Origin of the sequence: Streptomyces sp. NPDC051738 (assembly GCF_044453205.1) — a bacterium.
Taxonomy (GTDB): Bacteria; Actinomycetota; Actinomycetes; order Streptomycetales; family Streptomycetaceae; genus Streptomyces.
Map to the genome: position 1 here is coordinate 396,362 of NZ_JBITCM010000007.1, position 21,083 is coordinate 417,444.

Genomic DNA, 21,083 nt, shown 5'->3' on the forward strand with positions numbered 1-21,083 from the left:
CATTCATGGACTAGTTAAGGATCACCGCCCTTCCTCGTCAAGGGTGGTGCAGGTCGTGTTCATAAACGTAAACTCTGATCAGAAACCTGTACCTCTTTCTGGTTTCCGTCTCGTTCCGTCTCGTTCCAACCGTCTCGTTCCAGGGAGAGCCCGTGACGCCTGCCCCCCTTGCCGCTCGACTCGGCATCCCCAGCGGGCCGCTGTTCTTCCCCGTCACCGCCTACGGCCCCGACGGATCGGTCGACCTCGACACCTACCGCACCCATGTGCGCCGGGGCGTCGACGCCGGGGCCGCCGCCGTGTTCGCGTGCTGCGGCACCGGGGAGTTCCACGCACTCGCCCCCGAGGAGTACGAGGCGTGTGTGCGGGCGGCCGTCGAGGCGGCGGACGGACGCGTGCCGGTCGTCGCGGGCGCCGGATACGGCACCGCCCTCGCCGTGCGGTACGCCCGGCTCGCCGAGAGCGCCGGCGCGGACGGGCTGCTCGCCATGCCGCCGTATCTCGTCGTCGCCGGACAGGAGGGGCTGCTGCGGCACTACCGGGAGATCGCGGCCGCGACCGCGCTCCCCGTCATCGTCTACCAGCGAGACAACGCGGTGTTCACCCCGGACACCGTCGTCGAACTGGCCCGCACGGACGGCGTCATCGGGCTCAAGGACGGCCTGGGCGACCTGGACCTCATGCAGCGGATCGTCAGCGCCGTGCGCACCGAGGCCCCCGGCGACTTCCTCTACTTCAACGGCCTGCCGACCGCCGAACAGACCCAGCTCGCCTACCGCGCGATCGGCGTCCCGCTCTACTCCTCCGCCGTGTTCTGCTTCGCCCCGGAGATCGCCCTCGCCTTCTACCGGGCGCTGGAAGCGGGTGACGACAGGACCGTCGAACGCCTCCTGGACGGCTTCTACCGCCCGTTCGTCGAACTGCGCGCCCAGGGCCGCGGATACGCCGTCGCCCTGGTCAAGGCCGGCGTACGGCTGCGCGGGCTGGACGTGGGGGAGGTGCGGCCCCCGCTGCACGAGCCGAGCGAGGATCATGTCAAGCAGCTCGCCCAGTTGATCGAGCGCGGCTACGCGCTGTTGGAGAAGGGCCCGGAGAAGGACCCGGAGGAGACCAAGTGAAGGCGTCGACATTCGTCTACCCCTGGGACGTCAACGGGGACCCGGAGGCACCCGAGAGGATCGCCGCCCTCGGCGTGCGGCAGGTCACGCTCGCCGCCGCCTACCACTCCACTCGCGCCCTCACCCCCCGCCACCCGCGCCACCGCATCGTCACCGCCGAGCACGCGGCCGTGCTCTACCCGACGGACGACCGCTGGGCGGGCCGGGAGCTGCGCCCGTACCCGGCGGGGGACTGGGCGCCCGGCGACGCGTACGGCGAGGCGGCCACCGCACTCGCGAGCGCGGGCCTGGAAGTCCACACCTGGGTGGTCCTCGCGCACAACTCCCGCCTCGGCGCCGAGCACCCGGCCACCTCGGTCGTCAACGCCTACGGCGACCGCTACCCCTGGGCCCCCTGCATCGCACAGCCCGCCACGCGCGCGTACCTCGTCGACCTGGCCGCCGAGGCCGCCGTACGCCCCGGGGCACGCGGCACCGAACTGGAGTCCCTCGGCTGGTACGGCCTCCAGCACCTGCACGCCCACGACAAGACGGCCGGGGTCCCGCTCGGGGACGCCGGCATGTACCTGATGGCGCTCTGCTTCTGCCCCACCTGCCGGGAGGGATACGGCGCCCAGGGTCTGGACGCCGACGAGCTGGCGGCCGCCGTACGCGCCGCGCTGGAGCCGTTGTGGCAGGGCGTGCAGGACGACGGAGGCTGGGCGGGAGTCGAGAAGCTGCTCGGCTCGGAGACGGCTGCCGCCACGCGCGCGTGGCGCGACGAAACCGCCCGTACCCTCCAGGAGGCGGCCATCGCCGCCGTCCGGGGGGCGGCCCCCGCCGGCTTCCAGGTGCTGTTGCACGCCGACCCGGTGACCTACCACGTCGGCGCGAACCCCGGCGTCGACCCCGCGCACATCCTGTCCGTCGCGGACGGCGTGGTGGTGCCCTGCGCGGGCGGCCCCGGTCTGCTGACCCCCTTCGCCGAGCAGGGCCGCGAGGGCGCCGTCATCGCCGCCAACTTCGGTGTGGTCTCCGGGATGGGCGGCAGCCCGGGCACGCTGGCGTCGGACGCGGCACGCGCGCGTGAGCTGGGCGCGACCGAAATCCGGCTCTATCACGCGGGGTTGGCGTCGGACGGCGACTTGGAGGCGGTGCGGGCGGAGCTCGCCGGGCTGTGAAGCAGCGGTAGGGCGGTCACCAGCCACGCGACGCCGAGGGTCGCCAACAGCGGCCGTACGTCGACCAGTTCGACCAGGGCCGCCCCCGCCGCCAGCCCGATGACGTTCGGCGTGAAGACGAGTGTGTTCGCCGTGGCGGCCGTACGGCCGAGCAGCGCGTCCGGCGTCTCGCGCTGTACGGCGGTGAGCGCGGCGATCAGCACGCAGGGCAGGCCCGCGCCGATCGCCGCGCTGCAGACCAGGGCCACGGCGTCGGACGGGATCGCCCTCAGCCCCGCGGCGACGGCCGTCAGCGCGATGCCGTACGCGGCGAAACGGCGTTCGCCGAGGCGGCCCAGGGCCCTGCCGGAGAGCAGCCCGATGGCCACCGAACCGGCGCCCTGGACGGCGTACAGCACACCGGCGTACGCGGGAGCGTGCCCGAGGCCGTCTATGACGGCGTAGAGCATCGACCCGCTGAGCCCGGCGCACAGCATGGTGGTGCCGCCGGCCAGGACGAGCGGGCGCAGCCGGGGGTGCGACCAGAGATACCGGGCGCCCTCGGCGGTCTGCGCCCGCCAGCCTCCGCTCGGCGGCCCGGGCCTGCTCTCCCGGACCCGGAGAGCGGCGTACAGGCCGGTCGCCACCACGAACGTCAGGGCGTCGAGCAGGGCGACACTCGCCCCGCCGTACGCCGCGTAGGCGCCCGCGCCGGCCAGCGGGGCGAGCAGTTTCATGCCCTCGGTGGCCGTCATGCGCAGCCCGTTGAAGTCGCCGAGCAGGGGCGCGGGGATCGCGCCGGCGACGAGGGCGGACTCGGCCGCGTCGTGCACGACGCCTGCCGCGCCGTAGACGAACAGGACCGCGTACAGGAGCCAGAGTCGGTCCGGGGAGTCGACCGTGAGGAGGGTGAGCAGAAGGGCGGCCAGGAGGAGGTTCACGCCGATCAGCAGCGGTTTGCGGCGGGTGCGGTCGGCGAGTGTGCCGAGCAGCGGGCCGGCCATGGTGGGCGCCCACATGGCGAGCAGGCACAGTGCGGCCAGGCCGTCGGACCCGGTGAGGTCCTTGACCCAGACGCCGGATGCCAGCCACAACGCCGACGTGCCGAAGCCGGAGATCACGACTCCGGTGAGGTAGAGGCGGGCGTTGCGGTCGCGCAGGACGGTCGAGGTCGTCGAAGTCGTCGTCATGCCTGGCCATCGTGGCTCTAAGGCGGGCAGGCGCGGATCGGGAAGGTGCCTTAGCCTCGGGGGCCTCGGGCGCCTCGGGCCTTCACGGTCAAGGCAGGATCTCGACGTACCCGTCGGTTCCGTGCACGCGGATCCGCTGCCCGTCCCGGATCAGCCGGGTGGCCTGCTCCACGCCCACGACGGCCGGCAAGCCGTACTCCCGGGCGATCACCGCGCCGTGGGTCATCAGGCCGCCCACCTCCGTCACCAGGCCCGCGATTCCGACGAACAGCGGTGACCAGCTGGGGTCCGTGAAGGGCGTGACCAGGATGTCGCCCGCTTCCAGATCGGCGTCCGCCATGTCGAGGATGACGCGGGCCCGTCCCTCGACGGTCCCGGCGGAAACCGGTAGGCCGATCAGGGCGCCGGCCGGCACGTCGTCGCGCCGGTACGCCCCGGTGACGGCCTCACCGTCCGAGGTGAGCACCCGGGGCGGCGTGAGCGCGTGGTACGACCGGAACGCCTCCTTGCGCTGCTGGATGAGCCCGTCATCCACCTGGTGCGAGCGCACGGCCTCGTGGAACTCCTGGAACGTGAGGTAGAAGACGTCCTCCCGCTCAGGAAGCACGCCCGCCCGCACGAGGCGCTCGGCCTCCTCCAGCAGGGCCCGCTTGTAGACGAAGTAGCGGCTGATGATGCCGTACTTGGGGTACTCCCGGTACCCGATGAAAGTGCGGACCCGGTCGATCATCCGCTTGGTCTCGTCGGCTTTCCGGTCCCCGTCCGGCAGGGCCCGCAAGCGTTCCAGCACGTCCTGTTCCTTCTCCCGCGCCTTCTGCCGCCCTTGCTCGAAGCGCCGCTCGGCGGCGCCCGGCTCGAAGTTCCTGACGTTGTCGAGGATCACGGGCACGAGCGTGGTGGGGCGCTCGCGCCAACGTGGCCTCGTGATGTCGATCTCGCCGACGCAGCGCACGCCGTACCGGTCGAGGTAGGCCTCGATGGCGTCGCGCGCCGCGGTCCCGCCCGCTAGCTTGGCCAGCTCGTCGAGGAAGGCCGCGTTCTCGGCGTACTCGATGTGCTCGACGCCCTTCAGGAACGCCACCAGCTCCGGATACGGGCGGATCACATCCGCGACGTCGAGCAGCGCCAGCCCCATCTCCGACGTGATGTTGTCGGGGGCGGACAGCGTCAGCGTGTCAGCCGCGTTCTTCTCGCCCAGCCACTCCAGCAGCCGCTCGCCCAGCCACCACGTGGCCTCCATCCCCGCCATGATCGCCTGCATGCTCAGCGGATCACCGAGGACCCGCTTGTGCTCCTCGAAGGCCTCCAGCAGGAAGTCGAACAGCTCCGGTCCGCTCTTCGTCCGGATGTCGCGCTCCAGGGCGGCGACGGACGCCCGGCTGCGCTCGATCAGCTCGGTGACGAGGGCCGGATCGGTCTCGATCGGGGCGGGCGCACCGCCGGCCGGTGGCGTGACGGGAGCCGCGTCCGGGAGCGACGGGACGAAATCGTCGCGGTCGAGGACGGTCTCCAGAGCGTCCCTGATCAGCGGATCGCCCTTCCCCAGGGCGTCCAGGAGGCCGGCGCGGGTCGTGGGGGAGGCCAGGCGCGGGGTGACGTCGACGAACAGCCTTCCGCCGGCCTCGTGCATCGGCACCATGGCCGTGAGCTGCCACATGGAGAGCCCCAGGGGCTTCATGGGGTCGGTCATCATCTGCCCGTGGCCGACGGAGACGTAGACGTGATTCTCCTGGTCGCCGCTCTCGGGGATGGGGAACAGCGTCGTGATCGGCCGGCTCTGCACGATCCGGAAGCCGTCGTCGACCAGGCACCATTCGATGTCCTGCGGGCGGCCGAAGTTCGCTTCGATCCGCCGCCCGAGCTGCACGAGCCGCACGACCTGCGCGTCCGTCAGCGCCGGCTGCTCCTGGCGCTGCGAGTCGATCGCCACTTCCCGCGTACCGCCGCCCGGCAGGGCCTGAACGGCACGCTCCTTGGCGGCGATCGCCTTGGCGACGACTTCGCCGTGTCGCACCTTGAAGACGTCCGGGTTCACCAGGCCGGAGACCAGGGCCTCGCCGAGGCCGAAGCCGGCGTCCACGGTGGCGACCGTCCGGTTGCCGGTGACGGGGTCGGCCGTGAACAGGATGCCGGACGCGTGCGGGAAGACCATCCGCTGCACGACCACGGCCATGTGGACCATGCGGTGGTCGATGCCGTTGCGCTGACGGTAGGTCACGGCCCGCTCGGTGAACAGCGAGGCCCAGCAGCGGCTGACGTGCCGGAGGATCGCCGCCGGCCCCACGACGTTCAGGTACGTGTCCTGCTGGCCGGCGAAGGAGGCCGTCGGCAGGTCCTCCGCCGTCGCGCTGGACCGGACGGCGTAGGCGGCCTGTTCGCCGTGCCGGCCGAGCGCGCGGGTGATCGCCGCCGCGAGATCGCCCGGGACGGCGATGTCCTCGATGGTCCGGCGGATCTGCGCGCTGAGCGTGCGGATCGCCTCCCGGTCGTCCGGGTCCAGGCGCGCCAGCTGATCGAGCAGATCGTCGATCGACGGTGCTTCCGCCATGATCCGCCGGAAGGCGTCCGTCGTCACACAGAAGCCGGCCGGCACGCGGATGCCCTCGATCCGTGACAGCCCGCCCAGGTGCGCGGCCTTGCCGCCGACGACCGCGACCTGCGTTTCGTCGACATCCTGCAGATCCCGCACGTACTGCTCGATCATCGCGATCATGTCCTCGTCTCTGGCTGCCCTCCCGCCCCCGTTTCCGCAGGTCGTGGCATCGGTCGACGATTCTGCGCCGTGACCGGGGTCTTGTGGCAAGCCCCCCGGCGCGCTATACGTTGAGAAGGGCAAGGAGATCTCTCTCCTTGCCCTTGTCTTTTGAGAGGCGTCCCTCGCACAAGGTGAACACTCGGCCAACTGCCTGTGTGCGCCCGCAATTTGGTCGTGACGTGAGCCCTGCTCGTGCTGTAACCTTCAAGCAAAGAAAAGGTAAAGCAAGAAGGAGGCGATCGTGTTCGAACTGCGCAAAGAAGCGGAGATGAGGCTGCACTCGGAGAAGATGGCGCGGGAGCTCGCTCTGAAGAACCTTCTGAAGAGGCAGCGCGCAGAGGCGGGCGAGACGGAAGAGAATGCCGTCCGTCAGCCGGAGAATGACCGGTCCTGAGCGGTCGCTCACAGGACTGAGGCCGGTCACCGGCACAGAGCCGGGACCGGCGGAGGGCCCGCGGTGCGATGAGTTTCCGGGTGCGGGACGGTCCACAGTTCAGGGCAGGACGCCCGGAACCGTGAGGAGCAGCCGATGACCGCCGACCCGACCCTCGACCTCGGCCCCCAGACCCGTACCATCGCCCGCCTCGCCGCCGCGGTGACCGACGACCAGCTGGCGGACGCGACCCCGTGCCCGGACTACGCGGTGCGCAACGTACTGGGTCACCTGATCCATCTGGCGGCCGCCTTCCGCGACGCCGCCCACAAGGACCTGGGCGCCACGACCGACACCAGCCCGACCGACGCCGTCCCGGACATCGGCCCCGGCTGGCGCGAGGACCTGCCCAAGGTCCTCGACGAACTCACCGACGCCTGGCGCGCCCCGGCCGCCTGGACCGGCATGACGCGAGCGGGCGGCGTGGAGCTCCCCGGCGCGATCGCCGGCGCCGTCGCCATCGACGAACTCGTCATCCACGGCTGGGACCTGGCCCGCGCGACCGCCCAGCCGTACACCCCTGACCCCGCCGCGCTCCAGGCGTGCCACGACTTCCTCCTGGCCGCCGCCGACGACCCCGACCGAGGCGACATCTTCGGCCCGGTCGTCCCGGTGCCCGACGACGCGCCGCTGCTCGACCGGGCGGTGGGGTTGAGTGGGCGGGATCCGGGCTGGCAGCGGCCGTAGAAGCCCACGGCTTTGCGGAGTTGCGGCGGCACACCGATCCGGCACACCGATGCGGCGCCGTGTGTCCGACCGCGACCGGCAACCCCAACTTCCTTTGTCAGAAGCATTGACGAAACATGCGCCCCCTCCTACCTTCATCGCGTCGTACTTCGTACGTCATATATGAGACGCGATATGTGAGATCCCATACGCGAGACCCGTCGTCCCGCGAAGATCCGAGAGGCGCGCATGACCTCTGTGCCCACGCCGATCCCCTCCCGCACGCAGTACGTGCTGGAGGAGATCAAACGCCGCATCCTCACAGGGCAGTTGACGCCCGGTCAGGCGCTGGTCGAGACCGAGCTCGCCGCTCAGTTCGGGGTGTCGAAGACCCCGGTGCGCGAGGCGCTCAAGACGCTGGCCGGGACCGGGCTGGTCGTGATGAGCCAGTACAAGGGCGTCACGGTGCGGATGGTGGACGCGGACATGGCGCGTGAGGTCTACGACGTGCGGTTGCTGCTGGAGCCCGAGGCGCTCAAGCGGGCCGTGCGGCGCGGGGCTTCGCTCGATGCCGCCCGGGACGCGCTGACCCGGGCCGACGACGCCGCCGACACCGCCGAACGGTCCCTTGCCAACCGGGAGTTCCACCGCGCCCTGTACCTGCCGTGCGGCAACCCGCTGCTCGGCCGGATGCTCGACGAGGTCCGCGACCAGGCCGCCCTCGTCTCCGCCGTCGCCTGGGCGGCCTCGCCCTCCTGGGAGCGGGAGGCCGGCGAGCACCGGGAGATCCTGCGGCTCGCACTCGACGGGGACGCCGACGGCGCCGCGCGCGCCCTGTACGCCCACATCGCGTCGTTCGTGCAGCGGGCCTTCCCCGACGCGGAGGTCGAGGCCCAGGGAGAGGACGGTCGGGCATGACAACACGGTCTGGCACGACAACGACGTTCGAGGCCCAGCGGGCTGCCCTGGCCGACGTGGTCGCGATCCCGGTGACCCCCTTCGCCGAGGACGGCCGCGTCGACCAGGACGCCCACCGGGCCCTGCTGCGTCGTCTCCTCGACGGGGGGATCAGGACCCTGACCCCGAACGGGAACACCGGCGAGTTCTACGCCCTCACCCCCGAAGAGCGCCGCCTCGTCACCGAGTTGACCGTCGAGGAGGCCGGCGACCGCGACGCCGCCATCCTCGTCGGTGTCGGCCACGACGTACCGACCGCCATCGCCTCCGCCCGGCACGCCCGTGAGCTCGGCGCCCAGATGGTGATGGTCCACCAGCCCGTCCACCCGTACGTCTCGCAGAACGGCTGGGTCGACTACCACCGCGCCATCGCCGCGGCCGTACCCGAGCTCGGCGTCGTGCCGTACATCCGAGGCGCCCAGCTCAGCGGCGCCCGCCTCGCCGAACTCGCCGACGACTGCCCGAACGTCATCGGCGTGAAGTACGCCGTCCCGGACGCCGCCAGGTTCGCCGCCTTCGCCCGTGACGCGGGGCTGGAGCGCTTCGTCTGGGTCGCCGGGCTCGCCGAGCCGTACGCGCCCTCGTACTTCTCCGCGGGCGCCACCGGTTTCACCTCGGGGCTCGTGAACGTCGCCCCCGCCGTCTCCATGAACATGATCGAAGCGCTTCGATCCGGGGACTACCCGGGTGCGATGAAGGTCTGGGAGCAGATCCGCCGCTTCGAGGAGCTGCGCGCCGCCAATGGCTCCGCCAACAACGTCACCGTCGTCAAGGAGGCCCTCGCCTCCCTCGGCCTGTGCCGCCGGGATGTCCGTCCGCCGAGCCGGCAGCTGCCCGAGGACGAGCGCGCCGAGGTCGCCGCGATAGCCGCCGGATGGTCCATATGACCGACAGAAAGCGCCCCGAGGAACTCAGAAGCCATCAGTGGTACGGCACCGAGGGCCAGCTGCGCACCTGGTCGCACAACGCCCGCATGCGCCAGCTGGGTTACGAGGCGGAGGAGTACCGGGGCCGTCCGGTGATCGCCGTCCTCAACACCTGGTCCGACATCAACCCCTGCCACGTCCATCTGCGCGAGCGCGCCGAGGCGGTCAAGCGAGGGGTGTGGCAGGCCGGGGGCTTCCCGCTCGAGTTCCCGGTCGCCACGGTCTCGGAGACGTACCAGAAGCCCACCCCGATGCTCTACCGCAACCTGCTGGCGATGGAGACGGAGGAACTGCTGCGGTCGTACCCGATCGACGCGGCGGTGCTGCTGGGGGGCTGCGACAAGTCGACGCCGGCGCTGCTCATGGGCGCGACCTCGGCAGACGTACCGTCGATCTTCGTGCCCGCGGGGCCCATGCTGCCCGGGCACTGGCGCGGTGAGACCCTCGGGTCCGGTACCGACATGTGGAAGTACTGGGACGAGCACCGCGCGGGCAACCTGACGGACTGTGAACTCCGGGAGCTGCAGGGCGGGTTGGCGCGTTCACCCGGTCACTGTATGACCATGGGGACCGCGTCCACGATGACCGCGGCGGCGGAAGCACTGGGCATGACGCTGCCGGGCGCCTCCTCGATCCCGGCTGTCGACTCCGGGCACGAGCGGATGGCCGCCGCCTCCGGACGCCGCTGCGTGGAGCTGGCGTGGACCGGGCTCAAGCCGTCCGAGATCCTCACCCGGGAGGCCTTCGAGGACGCCGTCACCACGGTGCTCGGGCTCGGCGGCTCCACCAATGCCGTGATCCACATCATCGCGATGGCGGGCCGCGCCGGGCACAAGCTCACCCTCGACGACTTCGACCGCATCGCCCGTACCGTCCCGGTGCTGGCGAACGTGCGGCCCGGCGGTCAGACGTACCTCATGGAGGACTTCTACTTCGCCGGCGGTCTGCCCGCCTTCCTCTCGCGGATCACCGACCTGCTCCACCTGGACCGGCCGACCGTGGGCGGCACGCTGAGGGAGCAGCTCGAAGGTGCCGTCGTCCACAACGACGACGTCATCCGCACCCGCGAGAACCCGGTCGCCGCCGAGGGGGGAGTCGCCGTCCTGCGCGGCAACCTCTGCCCGGACGGTGCCGTCATCAAGCACATCTCCGCCGAGCGGCACCTGCTCGCGCACACCGGTCCCGCGGTCGTCTTCGACGACTACAAGACCATGCAGCGGACCATCAACGACCCGTCGCTGAACATCACCGCCGACAGCGTGCTGGTGCTGCGCAACGCGGGACCCAAGGGCGGGCCGGGCATGCCCGAGTACGGCATGCTCCCCATCCCCGACCACCTGCTCAAGCAAGGTGTGCGGGACATGGTCCGGATCTCCGACGCCCGGATGAGCGGCACGAGCTACGGCGCGTGCGTGCTGCACGTGGCGCCGGAGTCGTACGTCGGCGGCCCGCTCGCCCTGGTCCGCACCGGGGACCTGATCACCCTGGACGTCGGGGCGCGGACTCTTCAACTCAACGTGGACGGCGAGGAGTTGGCGCGGCGCAGGGCGGAGTGGACGCCGCCGCCCGCACGGTACGAGCGCGGGTACGGCGCGCTCTACAACGAACAGATCACCCAGGCCGACACCGGCTGCGACTTCGAGTTTCTCGCCCGGCCGGGCAAGGTGCACGACCCCTACGCGGGCTGAACCACCCCTGACCCACGCCCTTGTGTGGCCGAAATCCCGAACGATGATCGGAAAGCGCTTCACCGAGAACGGAGAACAGTCATGGCCCAAGCCGCAGCCGTGGCGAAACCGCCCGCGCCACCCCGGCGACGCCGTGCCTCCGCCACGCCGCGCCGGCTCCCGTATCTGCTGATCGCCCCCGCCGCCCTGCTCATGCTGGGCTTCATCGCCTACCCGGTGATCAGCGTCTTCTACTACAGCCTGCAGGAGTACAACCCGACCAAGCCGTGGCGGAACGGCTTCGCGGGCTTCGACAACTTCGTCCACGCCTTCACCGACGACCCGCTGTTCTGGGACACGCTGGTCTTCAGCGCCAAGTGGGTGTTCGTCGAGGTCGGACTCCAGCTGATGTTCGGGCTCGCGCTCGCGCTGATCGTCAACCAGACGTTCGTGGGGCGGGCCATGGGCCGTGCGCTCGTGTTCTCCCCGTGGGCCGTCTCCGGTGTGCTGACCTCGGCGATCTGGGTGCTGCTCTACAACTCCCAGACGGGCATCACCCGTTACCTCGCGGACGTCGGCATCGGTTCCTACGGCACCAGCTGGCTGTCGGACACCTCGACCGTGTTCCCGGCGGCGATCGTCGCCGATCTGTGGCGCGGCGTGCCCTTCTTCGCGATCCTCATCCTCGCCGACCTCCAGTCCGTCTCGAAGGACCTGTACGAGGCCGCCGAGGTCGACGGGGCCAGCCGGATCAAGCAGTTCTGGCACATCACCCTGCCCCACCTCAAGGACGCCATCGTCCTGTCCACGCTGCTGCGAGCGGTGTGGGAGTTCAACAACGTCGACCTGCTCTACACGCTGACCGGCGGCGGCCCGGCGGGAGTCACCACGACCCTCCCGCTCTACATCGCCAACACCAGCGTCGACGCCCACAACTTCGGCTACGCGTCCGCCCTGACCACGGTCGCGTTCGTGATCCTGCTCTTCTGCTCGATGGTCTATCTGCGGCTGAGCAAGTTCGGAGGTGAGGACAAGTGAGCGTGAAGGAAGCCACCAAGGCCGCGCCCGCACCCGTGCGCGCCGCCTCCGAACCGCCCCGTCCGAGGAAGAAGCACCGCGCCTATGACGAGGTCCCGCGCTGGCAGATCTACCTCCCGCTGTCGATCTACCTCGTCTTCACGCTGATCCCGTTCTACTGGATCCTGCTGTTCTCCCTGCGCCCGCCGGGCTCGACCTCGCTCGTGCCCTGGCCGATGACCTTCGACCACTTCGAGAAGGTCTGGACGGAGCGGAGCTTCGGCACCTACTTCCAGAACAGCGTGCTCGTCGGCCTCGTCACCCTGCTGATGACCACGCTCGTCGCCCTGGCCGGCGGCTACGCCCTCGCGCGCTTCAACTTCAAGATCAAGCGGGCGTTCATGCTCGCCCTGCTCTGCTCCCAGTTCGTGCCGGGCGCGCTGCTCCTGGTGCCGCTGTTCGAGATCTTCGCCGAGCTGCAGATGATCAACTCGCTGGGCAGCGTCATCATCGCGGAGACGGTGTTCCAGCTGCCGCTGTCGATGATCCTGATCAGCAACTTCATCAAGAACGTGCCGTACTCACTGGAGGAGGCGGCCTGGGTCGACGGCTGCAACCGGTTCACGGCCTTCCGGATCATCGTGCTGCCGCTGCTGCGGCCCGGTCTGATCGCCGTCGGCTCCTTCGCCTTCGTGCACTCCTGGAACCACTTCCTGTTCGCCCTGATGTTCCTCAACAACCAGGAGAAGCAGACCATCCCGGTCGGCCTCAACACCCTGATGGGCGCGGACAGCGTCGACCTGGGCGCGCTGGCCGCGGGCGGCATCATCGCGGCCGTACCCGTGGTGATCGTGTTCGCCTTCATCCAGAAGTGGCTGATCACGGGCTTCAGCGCGGGGGCGGTGAAGGGGTGAGACTCCGTCCGAGGGCTGGCATGAGGCTCCGTCAGACAGCAGTGCTGACCACGCTGTTGGGACTCCTCTGCGTCCCCGCCCACGCAGAAGACGCCCGCGACATCAGCCGCGACACCCTCGCCCCGAACGACGGCTGGGCCGCGGCCGACGGTGGTACCACGGGGGGTTCCACCGCCGACGACGCCCACGTCTTCACCGTGCGCAACCGGAGTGAGCTGGTCCGTGCCCTCGACGGCGGCAGCGCGACCCCGAAGATCATCAAGGTCGCCGGCACCATCGACGCCAACACCGACGACGACGGCGACCACCTGGACTGCGCCGACTACGCCACCGACGGCTACGGCACCAAGGAGTACCTGGCCGCCTACGACCCCCGCACCTGGGGCTCCGCCAAGCCCAGCGGCCCGCAGGAGGAGGCCCGGCAGGCCTCGGCGGCGAGGCAGGCCGAGCGGGTCGAGCTGGCCGTCGGCTCCAACACCACCCTCGTCGGGCTCGGCGACAGCGCCGTACTCAAGGGCGCCAGCCTCCAGCTCAAGGACGCGCACAACGTCATCGTCCGCAACCTCGAACTGCGCGACGCCTACGACTGCTTCCCTGTGTGGCAGCCCAACACAGGCGGCCTCGGCGACTGGAAGACGGCGTACGACAACATATGGCTGCGCGGCGCCACCCATGTGTGGATCGACCATGTGACCCTCAGCGACAAGGGGCACTTGGACGAGCGGGAGCCCACGTACTTCGGCCGCAACTACCTCCGCCACGACGGCCTGCTCGACATCACCAACGCCTCCGACCTGGTCACCGTCTCCTGGAGCCGGTTCGCCGACCACGACAAGGCGATCCTCATCGGCAACGGCGACACGGCCACCGGCGACCGCGGCAGGCTCCGCGTCACCCTGCACCACAACGAGTTCGAGTCCGTCGTCCAGCGCGCGCCCCGCGTCCGCTTCGGGCAGGTGCACCTCTACAACAACCGGTACGTCGTCCCGGCCGACGCCCACGACTACCGGTACTCGCTCGGCGTTTCGACCGAGTCCGCCGTCTACGCCGAGAACAACGCCTTCCACACCCCCGGCCACGTAGAGGTCGCCGACCTGGTCAAGAGCTGGAACGGCAGCGCCCTCCACCAGTCCGGCACCCTCTTCAACGGCTTCCCGGTCGACCTGCTCGCCATCTACAACGCCTACAACTCCGGCAGCGAGCGCGATCTCACGGCCGACGTCGGCTGGACACCTACCCTGCACACAAAGATCGACAGCGCCGAGGCGGCCGACCGAGCGGTCGCACGCGGCGCGGGCGCAGGGAGGATCCCATGAGCACTGCCCTACCCATCGTGCTGGCCGGCGCGCGCGGCCACGGCCGCTGGCACCTCGACAACATCCGCCGGCTCCAGGACAAGGGGATCGTGCGGCTGGCGGGGATCTGCGAGCTGACCCCGCTGGGAGAGGAGGAGCTTCCCGAGGGGCTCGTCCTGCCCTCCGGCGCGCCCGAACAGTCCGCCGACTTCGGTGCCCTCCTCGACTCCACCGGCGCGAGGATCGCGGTGATCTGCACGCCGATCCCGACCCACACCGACCTGGCGCTCACGGCCGCGCGCAGGGGCGTGCACATCCTGCTGGAGAAGCCGCCCGCCCCGTCGTACGCCGAGTTCCGTCGCATGGCCGACGGGGTCGCCGAGGCCGGGGTCGCCTGTCAGATCGGCTTCCAGTCGCTGGGCTCGCACGCGGTGCCCGCCATCCGGACGCTCATGGCCGAGGGGGCGATCGGCGAGATCGTCGGCATCGGCGGGGCCGGTGCCTGGGCGCGTCCCGAGGCGTACTACCGGCGGGCCCCCTGGGCCGGCAGGCGCAGGCTGAACGGCGTCGACGTCATCGACGGGGTGCTCACCAACCCGCTCGCGCACGCCGTCGCCACCGCGCTCGCCCTGGGCGACACCGTGCTGGCCGACGACGTCACCGGCATCGAGACCGAGCTGCTGCGCGCCAACGACATCGAGTCCGACGACACCTCCTGCGTCCGCGTCACCACCACGCAGGGCCGCCCGGTCGTCGTCGGCGCGACCCTGTGCGCCGAGGACCCCGACGATCCGTACGTCGTCGTCCACGGCGAACAGGGCCGGATCACCTTCTGGTACAAGCAGGACCGCGTCCTGCTCCAGCGCGCGAACCGTGGCCCCGAGGAGTTCGATTACGGCCGCACCGACCTGCTGGAGAACCTCGTCGAGCACCTCACCGACGGCACGGACCTGCTGGTCACACCCGATGCGACCGGCGCCTTCATGAAGGTCGTTGAAGCGATTCGACTGGCCCCCGACCCGGCCCCGCTGCCCGACGGGGCCTGGCAGCTGCTCCCCGACGAGCAGCGCCGGGTCGTGCCCGGCATCGACGGCCTGGTCGCCGCCGCCGCCGACACCCTCGCCCTCTACTCCGAGCTGGGCGCCCCCTGGGTGCCCCCGGCACGAACGAATGAGGTGAGCACCTGATGCCCCCCCACGACACCCCGGTGCTGCGCGTCGCGGGCCGGCCGGTCGGCCGGTACGTCACCCGGCCCGAACTCCCGGCCCGGCTCTCCCCGCGCCCGTATCTGCACCCCGTCACCACCCTGGCCGGCACGGCGGTCACCGAGCTCAGCCCGGCCGACCACTCACACCACCTCGGCGTCGGTGTCGCCGTTCCCGACGTCGAGGGGTCCAACTTCTGGGGCGGACGCACCTACGTCCGCGACCAGGGCCCGACCGAACTCGACAACCACGGCGCCCAGCGGCACACCGCCTTCCAGCTCCGCGACCCCGACGGCTTCGTCGAGGAACTGCGCTGGGTGGCCTCCGGGGCCGAGCTGCTGCGCGAGCGCCGTACGGTCGCGGCCACCGAACTCACCCAGTCCGCCTGGGCGTTGGACTTCACCTTCTCCCTCACCAACGTCACCTCCGGCGCGCTGTCGATCGGCAGCCCGGCCACCAACGGACGGCCCGGCGCGGCGTACGGCGGCTTCTTCTGGCGGGCCCGCAAGGAGCAGGAGCCGCCGCAGGTGTTCACCGTCGACCGCGAGGGCGAGGCCGCCATCCACGGCACCCGCGCCGACTGGGTCGCCCTGACGGGCGACACCTGGACGCTCGTCTTCGCAGGGGCCACCGAGGAGACCCGGCGGGACCCGTGGTTCGTGCGCACCGAGGAGTATCCGGGCGTCGGCTCCTCACTGGCCTCCGAGGAGCGGCTGCCGATTCCGCCGGGCGAGACCGTCGTACGGCGGATCGTCACCGTCGTCGCCGACGGACGGCTTCCCCGTCTTGAGGTGGCGGCCCTGGTCCGCAAGGCGGTGAGCCAGTGACGACCCGGACGTACACCAATCCCGTCCTGAACGCCGACTGGTCCGACCCCGACGTCGTCCGCGTCGGCGACGACTTCTACCTCACCGCCTCCAGCTTCGGCCGAGCCCCGGGCCTGCCCCTGCTGCACTCCCGCGACCTGGTCAACTGGACCCTCGTCGGCCATGCCGTCGACCACCTGGAACCGGCGCAGGAGTTCGCCACCCCCCGCCACGACTGCGGAGTCTGGGCCCCGTCCCTGCGCCACCACGACGACCGCTTCTGGATCTTCTGGGGCGACCCCGACCAGGGCATCTTCCAGGTCAACGCCCCCGAGATCCGCGGCCCTTGGACCACACCGCACCTGGTCAAGGCGGGCAAGGGCCTGATCGACCCCTGCCCCCTCTGGGACGACGAGACCGGCGAGGCCTACCTCGTGCACGCCTGGGCCAAGTCCCGCTCCGGCGTCAAGAACCGCCTCACCGGCCACCGTATGCACCCCGACGGCACCGAACTCCTCGACGAGGGCAAGCTGATCGTCGACGGCGACCGGATCCCCGGCTGGTTCACCCTCGAAGGACCCAAGCTCTACCGGCACGACGGCTGGTTCTGGATCCTCGCGCCCGCCGGGGGAGTGGAGACCGGCTGGCAGGGGGCCTTACGCGCGCGCGAGTTCTTCGGGCCGTACGAGGAGAAGATCGTCCTCGAACAGAAGGACACCGACATCAACGGACCGCACCAGGGCGGCTGGGTGCGCACCCCGTCCGGTGAGGACTGGTTCCTGCACTTCCAGCAGCGAGGCGCGTACGGCAGGGTCGTCCACCTCCAGCCGATGCGCTGGGGCACCGACGGCTGGCCGGTGCTCGGCGACGACGGCGCGCCCGTCGCCGTACACCGCACCCCCGACCTGCCGGCGCAGCCGCCCGCCGCGCCCGCCACCGACGACGACTTCCCCGGCGGACGCTTCGGCCGCCAGTGGTCGTGGACCGCCAACCCGCAGGACGGCTGGGCCACCCAGCACTCCGGCGACGGCCTGAAACTGGCCTGCGTCCGCTCGGCCGACGGTCACGACCTGCGCAAACTCCCGCACGTCCTCACCCAGCGGCTGCCCGGCACGCCCTGCGCGGTCGAGGTCGGGCTCCGGCTGGAGAGCGTGGAGCCGGGGGCGCGGGCGGGGCTCGCGGTGCTCGGGGACGCGTTCGGCTGGATCGGGCTCCAGCGGGGCACGGACGGGGCGGTGCATGTCGTGCACCGGTTTGCGGAGGCGGTCGCGGAGAGGGAACGGGACGCCGAACACGCGCGGCTCGCGCCGGAGGGGCGGGTGCGGCTGCGGATCGAGATCGGGGCGGGGGCGCGCTGCCGGTTCTTCTACGACGTCGGCGACGGCCTTCGTGCCTCGGGGCCCGTGTTCGCCGCCACGCCCTGGCGCTGGGTCGGTGCCCTGCTCGGCCTGTTCGCCCTCGCGCCCGCCGGAACCGGACACGCCGGCGCGGCAACCTTCTCGCACTTCAGGATCGATCCCCTGTAACGCACCTGACCCGTAAGCCTGTTGGGAGCCGCAATGACGCAGCACCTTGATAGCAAGCGCTTGCACAGACCGTGCCCGGCGACGGGGCACGGCAAGGTCCTGGCCGCCGTGCTCGGCCTCGTCGCCGCGCTGAGCCTCGGCGCGATCGGGGAGGCGAAGGCCGCGAGTCCTACGACGACTTCGGCCTCCTCGGCCTCCTCGGCCTCCTCGGCCTCCTCGGCCTCCGTCGACCGCTGGAGCGACCGGCCGCACGGCTTCGCCTCCCTCGCCGGGGGCACCACCGGCGGGGCGGGCGGCAAGGTCGTGACGGTCACGGACCAGTCCTCGCTCGCCAAGTACGCGGCGGCCGAGGAGCCGTACATCATCCGGGTGTCGGGGGCGATCGACGTCGAGCCCTTCGGCTCGGACATCGTGGTGGGGTCGAACAAGACCCTCGTCGGCGTCGGCGACACCGGCGAGATCGTGCACGGCGAGCTGCACCTCAACCCCGGCACGAGCAACGTCATCATCCGCAACCTGACGATCCGTGACTCCTACGTCGAGGGCGACTGGGACGGCAAGACGACCGACTTCGACGCGATCCAGATGGACACCGTCGACCACGTGTGGATCGACCACAACCGCTTCACGCACATGGGCGACGGGCTGCTCGACATCCGCAAGGACAGCCAGTACATCACCGTCTCCTACAACCAGTTCAGCAACCACAACAAGGCGTTCGGGATCGGCTGGACCACCAACGTCCAGACCCAGATCACCGTCGACCACAACTGGTTCACGGGCACCAAGCAGCGCAATCCGTCCGCCGACAACTGCGCCTACGCGCACCTGTACAACAACTACCTGTCGGCACAGGTGGCCGACGGCGACCCGACGTGGACGTACGGGAACTGGTCGCGCGGCAAGACGCGGATGGTCATCGAGAACAGTTACTACGACGGGGTCCAGCATCCCTATCAGTCCGATGCGACGGCCGAGTTGGTGGAGCGCGGGTCGATCCTGAAGAACGTCAGCGGGCGGCGGGACGAGTGGGGTGCCGCCTTCGATCCGCGGGCGTTCTACGACTACCGGCTCGACCCGGCGGCCGCCGTTCCGGCGCTGGTGACGCGGTTCTCCGGGCCGCAGAAGCGGATCGGGGACTCGGTGACGCTGAGCGTGCCGGGGGAGTACCCGACGGTGCAGGCCGCCGTGGACGCGGTGCCGGACGGGAACGCCGGGCGGGTCACGATCGCCGTGGCGCCGGGGACGTATCGCGAGAAGGTGTTCATCCCCGTGAGCAAGGCGAACATCGTGCTGGAGGGGACGGGGCGGAATCGGTCCGACACCGTCATCGTCTTCGACACCCCTGCCGCGTACGGGGGTTCGACGGGGAGCGCGACCGTCCGGATCGCCGCGCACGACGTCACCGCCCGCAACCTCACCTTCAGCAACGACTTCGACGAGGCCGCGCACGAGCTGAACGGTGCGCAGGCGCTGGCCATGGGGGCGCCCCGATGAGGCGCCCCCATGGCCAGTGGGTAGGTGCAACCAGGACACCCTGTTGGCCTGGCCTCGTCGGAGACGAGGCTCCAGTCATCGCTGACTCGGCTTCCTGCTTCACAGCGTCCTGCCGTCCACGTACGTGCAAGGGACGGTGTGCCGCCCAACGGTCTTACGTTCGCTCCACAGGCCACATCCACCAGCCCGGCGGAATGCCCGCCAACTTGGCTATCGCTGACGGGCGTTGCCAACTGTACCGGATTGACTACCCAGTGTTTCCTCGCGGGCGGCCGAACGCCGTCGCACAGGTGCCGATCCGCTACACGTGGCTGGCCACCGCGATCAAGGCATCGCCGTGGACCGACATGAGCGGGTTCCCGTGGCAGGACGCGCGGTTCGCGGAGTACCGGAACCACGGGCCGGGGGCCGCCGTGACCGCGGACCGGCCGCAGATGAGTGAGGAGACGGCGCGGGCGCACACCGTAGCCGCCTACCTGAAGGGCGCCGACGGCTGGAAGCCGTACGCCAACCACTGACCCCCACAACTTCATATCTCCGTCTGATCCAGAAGAGAGAGCCGACCAATGAAGATCAGCAATCGCAGGAGCAGAGGCGGGCGCCGCACGTCGGCCGCCGTCGCCCTGAGCGCCGTGCTCGCCCTGACCGCCACCGCCTGCGGCGACGACGGGAGCGGCACGGGCGGCGACAAGGGCGCCGAGGGCAGCGGCAAGGGGAAGATCGTCTTCTGGGACAACAACGGCGGTGTCCGCACCGACATCTGGAAGGAGATCATCGCCGACTTCGAGAAGGCGAACCCCGACATCAAGGTCGAGTACGTCGGGATCCCGTCCACCGACTACCAGTCCAAGGTGGACACCGCCATCCAGGGCGGCGGCCTGCCGGACGTCGGCGGTGTCGGCGCGGCGATGCTCGCCGGGATCGCCGCGCAGAACGCGCTGGAGCCGCTGGACGAGCGGGTCGCGGGGTCCTCCCTGAGCGGCAAGCTCAACGAGGACATGGTCGCTTCGCTGAAGGCCGCGGGCGGTGGTGACGGCAAGCTGTACTCGGTGCCGACCTCCGCGAACAACGGTGTGCTGTACTACCGGACCGACCTGTTCAAGAAGGCCGGGCTGGACGAGCCGACGACCTGGGACAAGTTCTACGAGGCCGCGGAGAAGCTGACCGACGCCGGGAAGAACGAGTTCGGGTACACCATCCGTGGCGGTTCCGGGTCCATCGCGCAGGCGCTGGACGCGATGTACGGGCAGTCCGGGATCACGTCCTTCTGGGACTCCAGTGGTGCGAAGACGACCGTCAACGACCCGAAGAACGTGGCCGCGCTGGAGAAGTACGCGGCCCTGTACAAGAAGGTCACTCCGGCCGCCGACCTCAACAACGACTTCACCAAGATGGTCGCGCAGTGGGATTCCGGCACGATCGGAATGCTGAACCACAACCTGGGGTCGTACCAGGACCATGTGAAGGCGCTGGGGACGGACAAGTTCCGGGGGATTCCCCAGCCGGTCGGCTCCGCCGGTAAGCGGGTTCAGGTGTCCAACCCCGTTGACGGGATGGGCCTCTTCAAGAGCTCCAAGAACAAGGAAGCGGCCTGGAAGTTCATCGAGTTCGCGACCTCGCACGAGGAGAACTCGAAGTTCAATGAGACGGCTGGGCAGGTGCCGTCGAACAATGACGCCGCGAAGGACGCGTGGATTTCTGAGGCCGAGCCTACGAAGTTGGCTGCCGCCGCGTTGACTGACGGGTCTACGACGATTGTGCAGTTGCCGTATTACCTGCCTGACTGGAACACCATCTCGAAGGCTGACAATGAGCCGAACTTTCAGAAGGTGCTGAACGGGGACCTGACTGCGAAGGAGTTTCTGGACACGATGGCCGGTCAGCTGAATGAGGCTCAGGCCGAGTGGACGGAACGGAACGGCTGAGAGCTCGGTCGCTTTGCTGCGTGGCCGGCTGCGGGTTGTTTGTGGCT

Annotated in this window: 17 protein-coding genes and 1 pseudogene; 16 read left to right on the plus strand and 2 right to left on the minus strand. The window is 70.2% G+C overall.

Annotated elements, in window-relative coordinates:
- Nucleotides 1-152: 152 nt before the first annotated feature.
- Together ACIA8X_RS19455 and ACIA8X_RS19460 are read left to right on the plus strand one after the other, a co-directional pair.
- Nucleotides 153-1,118: a 5-dehydro-4-deoxyglucarate dehydratase gene (locus tag ACIA8X_RS19455; protein ID WP_393442936.1), complete on the plus strand. Its 966-nt coding sequence runs from the start codon at nt 153-155 to the stop codon at nt 1,116-1,118.
- Entirely contained in the window at nt 1,115-2,278 is a 1,164-nt protein-coding gene (locus ACIA8X_RS19460) for a hypothetical protein (protein WP_399458729.1), read from the plus strand. The genes ACIA8X_RS19455 and ACIA8X_RS19460 overlap by 4 nt, the downstream gene beginning before the upstream one ends.
- On the opposite strand, the gene ACIA8X_RS19465 is transcribed toward ACIA8X_RS19460, so the two are convergent.
- Nucleotides 2,215-3,447, minus strand: coding sequence for an MFS transporter (locus tag ACIA8X_RS19465; RefSeq protein WP_399458730.1), 1,233 nt, complete (start codon nt 3,445-3,447; stop codon nt 2,215-2,217). The genes ACIA8X_RS19460 and ACIA8X_RS19465 overlap by 64 nt on opposite strands.
- 88 nt (nt 3,448-3,535) lie before the next feature.
- Nucleotides 3,536-6,151 carry a rifamycin-inactivating phosphotransferase gene (rph, locus tag ACIA8X_RS19470; protein WP_393443271.1) on the minus strand — a complete coding sequence of 872 codons (2,616 nt, stop codon included), beginning with the start codon at nt 6,149-6,151 and terminating at the stop codon, nt 3,536-3,538.
- A gap of 292 nt (nt 6,152-6,443) precedes the next feature.
- Here rph and ACIA8X_RS19475 point away from each other — a divergent pair, with 292 nt between their 5' ends.
- The 14 genes and pseudogenes from ACIA8X_RS19475 (at nt 6,444) to ACIA8X_RS19540 (ending at nt 21,036) form a co-directional block, all read left to right on the plus strand.
- Complete coding sequence (locus tag ACIA8X_RS19475) at nt 6,444-6,596, plus strand: hypothetical protein (RefSeq protein WP_393442941.1); 153 nt, start codon at nt 6,444-6,446, stop codon at nt 6,594-6,596.
- Between the two features lie 135 nt (nt 6,597-6,731).
- A complete protein-coding gene (locus ACIA8X_RS19480; RefSeq protein WP_393442943.1) occupies nt 6,732-7,322 on the plus strand; it encodes a TIGR03086 family metal-binding protein in 591 nt (196 codons plus the stop codon).
- 228 nt (nt 7,323-7,550) lie between these two features.
- Nucleotides 7,551-8,219, plus strand: a complete 669-nt coding sequence (locus ACIA8X_RS19485; RefSeq protein WP_393442945.1) for a GntR family transcriptional regulator — start codon at nt 7,551-7,553, stop codon at nt 8,217-8,219.
- On the plus strand, nt 8,216-9,145 hold the full coding sequence (locus tag ACIA8X_RS19490; protein ID WP_393442947.1) for a dihydrodipicolinate synthase family protein: 930 nt from the start codon (nt 8,216-8,218) through the stop codon (nt 9,143-9,145). The genes ACIA8X_RS19485 and ACIA8X_RS19490 overlap by 4 nt, the downstream gene beginning before the upstream one ends.
- Complete coding sequence (araD, locus tag ACIA8X_RS19495; protein WP_393442949.1) at nt 9,142-10,872, plus strand: L-arabinonate dehydratase; 1,731 nt, start codon at nt 9,142-9,144, stop codon at nt 10,870-10,872. The genes ACIA8X_RS19490 and araD overlap by 4 nt, the downstream gene beginning before the upstream one ends.
- A gap of 81 nt (nt 10,873-10,953) precedes the next feature.
- A complete protein-coding gene (locus tag ACIA8X_RS19500) occupies nt 10,954-11,889 on the plus strand; it encodes a carbohydrate ABC transporter permease (RefSeq protein ID WP_393442951.1) in 936 nt (311 codons plus the stop codon).
- Nucleotides 11,886-12,782, plus strand: a complete 897-nt coding sequence (locus tag ACIA8X_RS19505) for a carbohydrate ABC transporter permease (RefSeq protein ID WP_399458732.1) — start codon at nt 11,886-11,888, stop codon at nt 12,780-12,782. The genes ACIA8X_RS19500 and ACIA8X_RS19505 overlap by 4 nt, the downstream gene beginning before the upstream one ends.
- Nucleotides 12,783-12,802: 20 nt before the next feature.
- Nucleotides 12,803-14,098: a polysaccharide lyase family 1 protein gene (locus ACIA8X_RS19510; RefSeq protein WP_399458733.1), complete on the plus strand. Its 1,296-nt coding sequence runs from the start codon at nt 12,803-12,805 to the stop codon at nt 14,096-14,098.
- Complete coding sequence (locus ACIA8X_RS19515; RefSeq protein WP_393442957.1) at nt 14,095-15,264, plus strand: Gfo/Idh/MocA family protein; 1,170 nt, start codon at nt 14,095-14,097, stop codon at nt 15,262-15,264. Before ACIA8X_RS19510 ends, ACIA8X_RS19515 begins: the two co-directional genes overlap by 4 nt.
- The gene (locus ACIA8X_RS19520) at nt 15,264-16,109 is read left to right on the plus strand and encodes a PmoA family protein (RefSeq protein WP_393442959.1); all 846 of its coding nucleotides are present in this window, start codon (nt 15,264-15,266) and stop codon (nt 16,107-16,109) included. The genes ACIA8X_RS19515 and ACIA8X_RS19520 overlap by 1 nt, the downstream gene beginning before the upstream one ends.
- Nucleotides 16,106-17,614: a family 43 glycosylhydrolase gene (locus ACIA8X_RS19525; RefSeq protein WP_399458734.1), complete on the plus strand. Its 1,509-nt coding sequence runs from the start codon at nt 16,106-16,108 to the stop codon at nt 17,612-17,614. Before ACIA8X_RS19520 ends, ACIA8X_RS19525 begins: the two co-directional genes overlap by 4 nt.
- A 33-nt stretch (nt 17,615-17,647) precedes the next feature.
- A pseudogene (locus tag ACIA8X_RS19530) lies at nt 17,648-19,096 on the plus strand (pectinesterase family protein); the annotation flags it as partial.
- 305 nt (nt 19,097-19,401) lie between these two features.
- Nucleotides 19,402-19,629, plus strand: coding sequence for a hypothetical protein (locus tag ACIA8X_RS19535; RefSeq protein WP_393442963.1), 228 nt, complete (start codon nt 19,402-19,404; stop codon nt 19,627-19,629).
- A 48-nt stretch (nt 19,630-19,677) separates the two neighbouring features.
- Nucleotides 19,678-21,036, plus strand: a complete 1,359-nt coding sequence (locus tag ACIA8X_RS19540) for an ABC transporter substrate-binding protein (protein WP_399458735.1) — start codon at nt 19,678-19,680, stop codon at nt 21,034-21,036.
- Nucleotides 21,037-21,083: the final 47 nt, after the last annotated feature.